Raw genomic sequence first — 10,768 nt, 5'->3', positions numbered from 1 at the left:
TGAATGACTCTTATCTCAGGAGGACACCATTTACAGAACTTTGTGGGCTTGACTCAGGCAAGCTGAAGAAGAAAGGAAAATTAGATGTATTTTCCAAATCATCGCCCAAGAAGGCTTAGGCAAAATGAAAATTTTCGTCGTCTGATCAGGGAAACAACCTTAACCGTGAATGATCTCATCTATCCCATGTTCGTCGTTTCTGGCAAGAGGATAAAAGAAGAGGTCGTCTCGATGCCGGGCGTCCTCCACCTTTCCGTCGATATGCTGGTCAAAGAGGCGGCCGAGGTGGCCCAGTTGGGCATCCCGGCCATCATCATTTTCGGCATCCCCGAGCAGAAGAGCGCAAATGGCGCGGATGCTTATAAAGACGACGGCCCGGTCCAATTGGCAATCGCTGCCCTTAAGAAGGATCTTCCCGAGCTTCTGGTAATAACCGACGTCTGTCTCTGCGCTTATACCGATCACGGCCATTGCGGCCTGGTCGGCAAGGATGGAGAGGTTCTAAATGATGACAGCCTGCCGATCCTGGCGAGCATCGCCCTTTCGCACGCTCGGGCCGGAGCCGATATGGTTGCTCCATCCGATATGATGGACGGGCGCATCGCGGCCATCAGGGCCGAGCTCGATAAAGCCGGATTTAAGGAGACGCCCATCATGTCCTATGCGGCCAAGTATGCCTCGGCCTTCTACGGGCCTTTTCGCGAGGCGGCAGGCAGCGCTCCCGCCTTCGGCGACCGCAAGACCTACCAGATGGACGTGGCCAACGTGGATGAAGCTTTGCGGGAGGCGGCCTTGGATATCGAAGAGGGGGCCGACATCCTGATGGTAAAACCAGCTTTGGCCTATTTGGACGTAATTTCGAAAGTTAAGGAGTCCTTCGGTTACCCGACGGCCGCCTACAACGTGAGTGGCGAATATGCCATGATAAAAGCAGCGGCCGCAAATGGCTGGGTCGATGAGAAGCTGGTAGTCTTAGAGATGCTGACCTCCATCAAGCGAGCCGGAGCCGACATGATCTTGACCTATCACGCGAAAGACGTTGCCAAATGGCTCGGCTAAAAAAGCCTGGAGTTATGAGTGGCGAGTTCGGAGGCAAAAGCAAAGAGGGCCGCCCGCTCCAGACCCCAAACTCCATGCCCCAAATTAACCCGCCCAGGATGATCGCCTGGGAGATAACCGGGGTCTGCAATTTAAAGTGCGCCCACTGCCGGGCTTCGGCTAGCGATAAGTGCGAAGGGAAAGAGCTCTCCACCGAAGAATGCTTTGTTCTCATAGACGATATAGCCAGCTTTGCCAGACCGATCATCATCATGACCGGCGGCGAGCCCCTGATGAGAGGGGACATCTTTGAGATCATCGCTTACGCTAAGGAGCAAGGTTTGCGCGTGGTTATGGCTCCAAACGGGACGCTTATAACGAGCGAGATGGCCGAGAGGATCGCTCAGGCTGGGGTGCCCAGAATCAGCGTGAGCATCGACAGCAGCGATCCTAGAATCCACGACGAGTTTAGGGGCGTGAAAGGCGCTTTTGCTGATGCCTTAAAGGGGATTGAGAATGCCAAGCTGGCCGGGGTCGAGTTTCAGATAAATACCACCATTACCAAGAGGAACCTTAGCGAGCTCGAAGAGATATTGAAGCTGGCCGAAAGCCTGGGGGCGGTCGCTCACCACATATTTTTGCTGGTCCCGACCGGCCGGGGTAAGGATCTTGAGGGAGAAGAGATAACCCCAGAGGAGTACGAAGAGGTATTGAACTGGTTTTATGCCAAAAAGGATAAGACTCCCTTGGAGCTCAAGGCGACCTGCGCCCCCCATTTTGCCAGGATAATCGATCAGCATGGCGGCTGTGAGGAGAAGGCCCCATCCGGCCATCCGGGCTTAAGCTCAAGAAATCAGGGCTGCTTGGGCGGCAGGTCCTTCTGCTTCATCTCACGCCTCGGTCAGGTCCAGCCCTGCGGCTATCTCGATATAGATTGCGGGAATGTTAGAGATAAGAGCTTCAAGGAGATCTGGGAGAATTCCGAGGTCTTTGTGGATCTTAGGAATCCCGCAAAACTCAAAGGCAAATGCGCCGCCTGCGCCTGGCGGGTCAGTTGCGGAGGCTGCCGGGCCAGGGCTTATGCCAAGACCGGAGATTATCTGACCGAGGAGCCCTATTGCGTCTATGTTCCGAAGGGAAAAGCCGAATGAGAACCCGGGGGATTGAGAATGGATGAGGCCGCCAAAGCTCTGTTAGGTGCCACCCAAAGCGGCCTTCCGATTGAGGAGAGGCCCTTCCTTGCTCTGGGCAAAGACCTCTCTTTGAGCGAGGACGAGGTCTTAGCCCGCCTGACTGAACTCAAGAAATCGCCCATCGTAAGGCGGCTTGGCGGCGTCTTCGACTCCAAACGGCTCGGATTCATGAGCACTCTGATCGCCATGAAGGTCGCCCCAGAGAGGCTCGAGGAGGTGGCCGAAAGGATCTGCCGCTTTCCGGCCGTCACCCACTCCTATGAGCGGGGACACGACTACAGCCTCTGGTTTACCCTGATAGCCGCGGACGCGGACGCTCTTGAACGCATCTTAGAGGTCATCAAGGGGGAGACGGGGGTGGGTGACCTTCTCGATCTTAGGGCCGAACGCCTATATAAGATCGGTGTCAATTTCAGCTTGATGTCCAAGTCCAAGGCCGCCAAAGAGGTAAAGGAAGAAAAGGCCGTCCTTTACGATGGTAAGATAACCTTGGACGATAAAGATCGGGCCCTGATTAGGGAGCTAAGTAGGGATATCCCTATCATCAGAAAACCTTTTGAGGCTTTGGCCTTGCGCGTCGGCCTTTCCGAGGATGTGGTCATTAAAAAGCTTAAATACTGGGAGAGGGCCGGGGCCCTTCGCAGGATCTCGGTCATCCTCCGTCACACGGAGGCCGGCTTCAATCATAACGCCATGGGGGTCTGGGCCTTGAGGAAGGAGGCGGCAGCCAAAGCCGGAGAACTTGCCGCAGGCCTAGGAGAGGTGAGCCATTGCTATCTCAGAAGAAGCTTTCCCGATTGGCCCTATAATTTTTATGCCATGATTCACGGCAAGACCGAGAAGGAGTGCGAAAAGGCGGCCGACAAGATCACCAAGGCGGCTGGAGGGGCCGATCACCTCCTTTTGTATAGTCTGCGAGAGTTCAAGAAGACCTCGATGAGATATTTTGCGTAAGGATCAGCGCGCATAAAGTTTGCGATATGGTTTTCTTGAGCACCCACCCCTCTTATGTTAAAAATTAGACGGGTAGTCAAACAATCATCGATTCTAGGCGGATGTTATGGAGACCAAAAGATCAAAGGAGCTCTTTGAAGAGGCGGTAAAGCTGATTGCAGGCGGGGTCAACAGCCCGGTTCGAGCCTTTAAGGCGGTCGGCGGCGAGCCTCTCTTCATTTCGCACGGCAAGGGCTCCAAGATTTATGATGTCGATGGAAATGAATTTATCGATTACGTCTCCTCCTATGGCCCCTTGATTTTGGGCCACGCTCACCCGGCTGTTCTGGCCGCCATAGCCGAAACCGCTCAAAGGGGCCTGACCTTTGGGGCGCCGACCGAGCTCGAAGTGGAGATGGCAAGGCTGATCACCTCGGCCATGCCGTCGCTCGAAAGGTTGAGGATGGTCAGCTCGGGCACCGAGGCGGTCATGAGCGCAATCCGCCTGGCCCGTGGGTTTACCGGCCGAAGCAAAGTTATCAAGTTTGACGGCTGCTATCATGGCCACTCGGACGGTATGCTGGCTGCGGCCGGTTCTGGCGTTGCCACCTTATCGATTGCGGGATGTCCGGGTGTCACCAAAGGGGCGGCCGAGGATACCATCGCCCTGGACTATAACGACCTTGAGGCGGTTAGAGGGACCATCGCCAAATGGGGCGGAGAGATTGCGGCCGTGATAGTTGAGCCGGTGGCGGCCAATATGGGCCTGGTCCTTCCCGAGCCTGGTTTTTTGGAGGGCTTGCGGAAGTTAACCCAAGAGAGTGGCATCCCGCTCATCTTCGATGAGGTGATAACCGGATTTCGTTTGGGCCTTTCGGGCGCTCAGGGATTATACGGCATTGAGCCCGACCTTACTTGCCTTGGCAAGATAATCGGCGGCGGTCTTCCGGTTGGCGCCTTCGGCGGGCGGGCCGAAGTGATGGAGCATTTGGCTCCTATCGGTCCCGTCTATCAGGCGGGCACTCTCTCGGGCAATCCCGTCTCTCTTAGCACCGGTCTCATGACCCTAAAAATACTTGCCGATAACGCTATATATAGTCAGCTGGATGAGAGATCGGTAAAGTTATCGGCGGGGATCGAAGCCGGGGCCAAAAAGGCGGGCATTAAGGTCTTCTGCAGTCAAATCGCCTCGATGAGCACGGTCTTCTTCACCGAGGGGCCGGTCACAGATTATAGCAGCGCGAAGCGGTCAAACCTGGGGGCATTTGCATCATTCTTTAGATCGATGTTAGAGAGGGGCATTTACCTAGCTCCCTCCCAGTTTGAAGCATCCTTCATCTCAGCCAGTCACAGCGACGAGGATATCGAAAAGACCGTCCGGGCGGCCGAGGAGTCCTTTTTGGAGATGCTTTAAGGATATCCCCCCCGCCAAGGCAACAGACTAAAGGGGGATAGATGAAGGGGCTCTTACTCAGCGGCGGAACCGGAACCAGGCTCCGTCCCATCACTCATACCGGCGCAAAACAGCTAGTTCCCGTGGCCAACAAACCCATCCTTTTCTATGCCATCGAATCGCTCAAAGAAGCCGGTATCGAAGATATCGGAATAATTCTGGGCGAGACGGCCGAGGAGGTAAAAGGGGTCGTTGGCGACGGGGCCAAGTTTGGAGTCAAGATCACCTACATCCAGCAGGAGGCCCCCTTGGGCCTGGCTCACGCCGTCAAGGTGGCCGAGGGGTTTTTGGGCCAAGATGACTTCGTCATGTATCTTGGCGACAATCTGATAAAAGACGGCATCACCCCCTTGGTCGAAGAGTTCAAAAAGAGCGATTGCAACTGTCACATCTTGCTTGCCAAGGTCAAGGAGCCCCAGCGATTCGGAGTGGCCGAGCTAGACCGGGGCCGGGTGGTAAGCCTGGTTGAAAAGCCCAAAATTCCAAAGAGCGACCTGGCCCTAGTCGGCGTCTACCTCTTTGATAAAAACATCTTTGCGGCCGTAAACTCGGTTGAGCCTTCGGCCCGCGGCGAGCTAGAAATAACCGATGCCATCCAACGCTTAATCGACACCGATTTCAAGGTCCACCCTCACGTCATCGAGGGCTGGTGGAAGGATACCGGAAAACTGGAAGATATCCTGGAGGCCAACCGGATCATGCTCGATACCCTTGAGGAGACGATCTTGGGCGAGGTGGACGGCGACTCCAAGATCTTCGGCAAAGTCGTCATCGAAGAGGGGGCCCGCATCGAATCGAGCGTGGTCAGAGGGCCGGCCATAATCGGCAAAAAGAGCCTGGTGAAAGGGTCGTATATCGGGCCGTTCACTTCGATCCACGATAACGTGACTATCACCGGTAGCGAAGTTGAACATAGCATCATCCTGGCCGATTCAAGGGTAACCGACATCGGCGTGCGCATCGAGGACAGTCTGCTTGGCCGCAACGTCAATGTCCACAAGAGGGAGATAATGCCCCGTGCCTATAAATTCATGGTCGGAGACAATAGCGAAATCGAAGTCAGTTAGCCGATATATATGTAATACCCTTTAAAAATTTTTATCTCTGGAGTGGTCGATTTGATCGAGGGCATAAGGAGCAAGGCCTTAAAATTGATACCGGATGAACGGGGTTTCTTGATGGAGATGCTCCGCTCTGACGACGCTGTCTTCGAAAAATTTGGTCAGGCCTACATGACCGGAGCTGTCCGCGGGATGGCCAAGGCCTGGCATTATCACAAAGTCCAGACGGATAATTTCGTCTGCGTCTTTGGCCGGGCGCTCGTAGTTCTCTGCGACATGAGGCAGGGATCGCCCACATACAATGAGGTAAACGAGTTCATCTTGGAGTCCCCCTCTCTTTCTAACGGCAAAACGACCGCCGGTGGCAGTGGACCGAACCTGCTTCAGATCCCCCCTTATATTCTGCACGGTTTTACGGCCTACAACTCGGAGGAGGCTAGGATAATCAACATTCCGACCATGCTCTATCAATATGACCAACCGGACGAATACCGCTTGCCCTTCGACAGCCCCGAGGTTCCCTATATCTGGCCCGACTATATCATTGGTGGAGGATAATCATTGAAGCTCCTTGTGACCGGCGGAGCCGGTTTTATCGGCAGCAACTTCATACGATATATCTTGAATAAGTATCCGGATTACGAAGTGATAAATTTGGATAAGCTGACCTATGCCGGAAACCTGGCCAATCTGAAGGATATCGAGGGGAGCCGAAACTACCGCTTCGTCAAGGGAGATATCTCTGACCCGGCCCTGGTGGCCGAGCTGATGGGCGAAGTCGATATGGCGGTCAACTTTGCCGCCGAAAGCCACGTTGATCGCTCCATCGAGTCCTCCGACGAATTTGTTTTGACCAACGTCCTTGGGGTGAACAACCTCTTAAAGAACGCCCTCGACAACAAGATCAGGCGGTTCATACAGATCTCAACGGATGAGGTCTACGGCTCGGTAGATATAATCTCCTTCAAAGAGGAAGATAAGCTCACCCCAAGCAGTCCCTATTCGGCCACCAAAGCGGCTGGCGATCTGCTCGCCCTTTCCTACTTCAAGACGCACGAATTTCCGGTGATCGTGACCAGAAGCAGCAATAACTTCGGTCCTTATCAATATCCGGAGAAATTGATACCCTTCTTTGTGACCAACCTTATGGAGGATAAGAAGGTTCCTCTCTATGGAGACGGTCTCAACGTGCGCGATTGGCTCTATGTGACCGACAACTGCGCGGCCATAGATATCATCATGCATAAGGGGGAGAACGGCCAGATCTATAACATCGGGGCGGGCAACGAGGTCTCAAACATCGATATCACTATGATGGTCCTGGAGCTTTTGGGCAAAAACATGGACTACATCGAGAGCGCGCCCGATCGCCGCGGCCACGACCGCCGTTACTCGGTCGATATATCCAAGATAACGGAGCTCGGCTGGGAGCCCGAGCGGGGCTTTGAAGAGAATTTCGTAACCACCATAAACTGGTATAAAGAGAATAAAAGCTGGTGGAAGCCCCTCAAGAAGGCTTAAGGCGGTCTTTTGGGAATTTTAAGATGAAGATACTGATAACCGGCGCCTCGGGTATGCTCGGGGCCGATCTTGTAAAGGTCCTCTCCGCATCCGCTCAAGTGAAGGGCCTTTCGAAAAGTGAGCTCGATGTGACGGATGCGAGCGCAGTCAAGGCGGCTTTGGGCGGCTATGACCTAGTCGTTCATGCCGCCGCCTACACGGACGTCGACGGCTGTGAGTCAAATGAAGAGAGAGCCTTTCTGGTCAATGGAGAGGGGACCAAGAATGTTGCGATCGCCTGTAAGGAGCGAGGCGTTCCCATGGTCTACATCAGCACTGACTACGTCTTTGATGGCAAGAAGGAGGCACCCTACATCGAGACCGACGCTTGCAACCCCATTAACGTCTACGGCCGCTCCAAACTGGCCGGTGAGGATCATGTGACCCGCCTATTGGATAAGCATTACATCGTCAGGACTAGCTGGCTCTTCGGTCTCCGTGGCAAAAACTTCGCCCAGACGATACTCAGTCTTGCGTCGAGCTCTGTCGAATTAAAAGTGGTCGATGATCAGACGGGCTCACCCACCTTCACCTTGGGCCTCGCCGAAGCGATAGCAATCTTGGTCAAAAAGCCCCTCTACGGCACATATCACGTAGCCGGCAGTGGCATCACAAGCTGGAACGGCTTTGCCAAAGAGATACTCAAGATGGCCGGCTTAAGCGGGATAAGGGTTATTCCCATCTCAAGCGGGCAGCTCGGCAGGCCCGCTACTCGGCCAAGCAATTCCAGCTTAAGCTGTAATAAGTTCGAGACTGCTTATGGCCACAGGCTCAAGGATTGGCGAAGTGGGCTTGAAGATTACTTTGTGGAGCGGATTTCATCGCTCGGTTCATAATTCGGCGGCAAAGAATATTTGTATCAAATTGATACATTTTTTATCGAATTTCTCTTGCAATTTACCAACAAGATTGGGTAATCTATAGCTTAAGGTCCGTCCGCTTAGGCCGCGTCGTTTTTTTTGAGCGGGCCAAGGAGGATGCTTAAAGACTTTCAATCATAAATTGGAGGGGCTCTTTAATGAAGAGGATATCTATTGCTACCGGTCTAACTCTGGCACTCTTTTCGTCGCTTGTTCTGCTCATCGCTCTTGGCACCGTCTCGGCTCAAGAGAGTGGAAACGTAGCAAGACGGGTTGAGAATCAATCTTGTATCGATTGTCATAACGACCCCAACCTAAAAAGAGAGGATGGCAGGAGCCTCAACGTAAATCTGGCTGCCTTCGAGAACTCTACCCACGCCACCTTTGTCTGCACCACCTGTCATCAAGGCTTCACCGATTGGCCCCATCCGACCAGAGAAGAACTGCCATCAAGCGACCCGATCTTGGCTTGCAATTTCTGTCACTCCTATGCTTATGACGATTATTTGGGAAGCGTCCATCAGACCGCCCTAGAAGACGGGGTGGAGAATGCTCCAAATTGCGCCGATTGCCATACCAATCACTACGTCAAGAACGTGGGTGACAGCACAGGGGCCAAGCCCTTCTATGCCAGCGGCGAAGAGGTATGCGGCAAGTGTCACGAGGATGCTTACGAGAGCTACTCCGACTACTATCACGGCGACGCTTACAAAGCCGAGTATGAGGGAGCGCCCGCCTGTTGGGATTGTCACGGATCGCACGACAACGCTTATGTGAATGATCCAGCCTCACCAGTCTCCGAGGCCAACCTGGCTAAGACATGCGAGAGCTGCCATGAGGGTTCGGCCGAGGGAATCGCCGAGGCTTACGGTCCATCCATCCATGGATCAAATGAGGCCTATGAGTCGAACGGTCTGGCCCAGTTTCTCAAGAAGATAGCGCCCTGGCTTCCTTGGTAAGCTTAAGCTATCGGTCTTTAGATAATCATAGGCGGGCTAGCTAGCGGATTTGACAACAATCACATAATCAACTTATTCTGCCCCCTTGGCTAGCTCCTAATGATTACGCCAAAGGGGCTCCATTTTCAGAGCCATCTTAAAGAGTCAAATACAAAAAGGCCCTTATGGAGATAAGAGAGCTAAAGACATTTTGCGCCGTTATCGAGAACAAGAGCTTCACCAAGGCCGGCAGCGAAGTCCATCTCTCGCAGCCCACGGTGAGTCTGCAGATCAAATCCCTTGAGAGAGAATTTGGCGTCAAGCTCTTGGATCGCATGGATCGCGGGGTTATAGCGACGACCGAAGGCGAAATCCTCTATCAGCACGCCAAAGAGATACTGGCCAAGGTCGATCAGATAAAGAGCGATTTGAGCGAGTCATCCGGAAATAAGATTGCAGGAAGGCTCACCATCGGCACCGGGGTCACCGTCGGCGAGGGGCTGATGCCGCTCCTCCTTGGCTCTTTTAAGAAGAGCTACCCGGCCGTAGAGGTGGTCTTGAGGATACTGGATACCGCCGAAATAATTAGACAGATGCTCGATTACAAATTGGACGTCGGAATAGTTGGAGCCGATATCAACGAGAAGGATCTGGTCTTAGAGAAGTTTACCGAAGACAATCTGGTTCTCATCGCGCCACCCAGTCATCCCTGGGCCAAGAGGGCCTCGGTTTCACTGGATGAAGTCGTAAAAGAGCCCTTCATAATCCGCGAAGACGGTTCAGGCACCAGGATAAGCATTCGAAAGAAGCTGAAGGTGCGGGGGATTGGCGAGAGCGATCTTAAGGTAGTCTTGGAGCTCGGCTCGACCGGAGCCATCAAGCACGCCGTAATGGGCGGCGAGGGGGTTTCCATCATCAACCAGAAGAGCGCAAGATACGAGGTCAAGGCCGGACTTTTGCTTGAAATCTCGATCGACGACTTTGAGATCAAGAAAGATTACTATCTAGCCCTCCATAGAAGAAGGACCAAATCCAAACAACTCAGAGCCTTTTTGCAGTTTTTGAAACAGTATTAGGCTTTAACTTCTGATCTTCACTCCTAAAACAAATTAACTACCCCAAGCGTCTCGCTCTGTCCAAACCCGCGAAATACTCGAATTATTTATTTCCACACATGGGACATCTCCCTAAGAATTAAAAAAATCAATTTGCCATATTAATATTTTTAAGGCATGCTGTAAGCATACTTTGTAACAATTTGATACAAAGTCTAATGATTTACGAGGTTTTAGTGGTTTTTCAGATAGAAGAAATCTGTTTTTACCAGTTAAACACCATCAAAAAATAACCTAGCAAAAAGGGGGAGAAATGGCAGAGTTTGAACCGAAGATCATCACATTCTGCTGCAACTACTGCTCATACGTGGCGGCCGATACGGCCGGAACCAGGAAAGAGCACTATCCACCCAACGTGGAGCTGGTCCGTTTGCCCTGCTCGGGCAAGGTCGATATGCTTTACGTTTTGGAGGCCTTCGGCCGCGGGGCCGATGGGGTTTTGGTCACCGGTTGCCGCAAGGGTCAGTGCCACTTTGAGGAGGGCAACTACAAGGCCGAGGCCAAGGTGGAGTTCTTAAAATCCATCTTGGATGAGATCGGCTTTGGAGGGGATCGCCTGCATGTCCAATTCATGTCGGCCGGCGAGCCGGACCAGTTCGTCTCGGCCGTGACCGAGA

General features: G+C 53.1%; 11 protein-coding genes. All 11 read left to right on the top strand.

All coding sequences use genetic code 11. The features are described from left to right. Positions 1-84 precede the first annotated feature (84 nt). Positions 85-1,059, top strand: a complete 975-nt coding sequence (gene hemB, locus QMD53_06335; GenBank protein MDI6800262.1) for a porphobilinogen synthase — start codon at positions 85-87, stop codon at positions 1,057-1,059. A gap of 14 nt (positions 1,060-1,073) precedes the next feature. Beyond that, positions 1,074-2,189 carry a heme b synthase gene (gene ahbD / locus QMD53_06330; protein MDI6800261.1) on the top strand — a complete coding sequence of 372 codons (1,116 nt, stop codon included), beginning with the start codon at positions 1,074-1,076 and terminating at the stop codon, positions 2,187-2,189. A gap of 18 nt (positions 2,190-2,207) precedes the next feature. Then, complete coding sequence (locus QMD53_06325) at positions 2,208-3,185, top strand: AsnC family transcriptional regulator (protein ID MDI6800260.1); 978 nt, start codon at positions 2,208-2,210, stop codon at positions 3,183-3,185. A 106-nt stretch (positions 3,186-3,291) separates the two neighbouring features. Then, the gene (gene hemL, locus QMD53_06320; GenBank protein MDI6800259.1) at positions 3,292-4,578 is read left to right on the top strand and encodes a glutamate-1-semialdehyde 2,1-aminomutase; all 1,287 of its coding nucleotides are present in this window, start codon (positions 3,292-3,294) and stop codon (positions 4,576-4,578) included. 41 nt (positions 4,579-4,619) lie between these two features. Further along, positions 4,620-5,684 carry a glucose-1-phosphate thymidylyltransferase gene (locus QMD53_06315; GenBank protein MDI6800258.1) on the top strand — a complete coding sequence of 355 codons (1,065 nt, stop codon included), beginning with the start codon at positions 4,620-4,622 and terminating at the stop codon, positions 5,682-5,684. Between the two features lie 51 nt (positions 5,685-5,735). Beyond that, positions 5,736-6,236 (top strand): dTDP-4-dehydrorhamnose 3,5-epimerase family protein, encoded by a 501-nt coding sequence (locus QMD53_06310; GenBank protein MDI6800257.1) that lies wholly within the window; start codon positions 5,736-5,738, stop codon positions 6,234-6,236. A gap of 3 nt (positions 6,237-6,239) precedes the next feature. Next, positions 6,240-7,199 carry a dTDP-glucose 4,6-dehydratase gene (gene rfbB / locus QMD53_06305; GenBank protein MDI6800256.1) on the top strand — a complete coding sequence of 320 codons (960 nt, stop codon included), beginning with the start codon at positions 6,240-6,242 and terminating at the stop codon, positions 7,197-7,199. 23 nt (positions 7,200-7,222) lie between these two features. Beyond that, positions 7,223-8,074: a dTDP-4-dehydrorhamnose reductase gene (gene rfbD, locus QMD53_06300; GenBank protein ID MDI6800255.1), complete on the top strand. Its 852-nt coding sequence runs from the start codon at positions 7,223-7,225 to the stop codon at positions 8,072-8,074. Positions 8,075-8,256: 182 nt separating this feature from the next. After that, positions 8,257-9,057, top strand: a complete 801-nt coding sequence (locus QMD53_06295) for a cytochrome c3 family protein (protein MDI6800254.1) — start codon at positions 8,257-8,259, stop codon at positions 9,055-9,057. A gap of 164 nt (positions 9,058-9,221) precedes the next feature. After that, on the top strand, positions 9,222-10,112 hold the full coding sequence (locus QMD53_06290; GenBank protein ID MDI6800253.1) for a selenium metabolism-associated LysR family transcriptional regulator: 891 nt from the start codon (positions 9,222-9,224) through the stop codon (positions 10,110-10,112). A gap of 292 nt (positions 10,113-10,404) precedes the next feature. Continuing rightward, positions 10,405-10,768 (top strand): hydrogenase iron-sulfur subunit (locus tag QMD53_06285; GenBank protein MDI6800252.1); only part of this gene is annotated, 364 nt, incomplete at its 3' end.

The sequence above is a fragment of the Actinomycetota bacterium genome (genome assembly GCA_030017835.1).
GTDB lineage: Bacteria > Actinomycetota > Aquicultoria > UBA3085 > Oleimmundimicrobiaceae > Yes70-04.
This window is presented reverse-complemented; position numbering and strand designations above follow the sequence as displayed.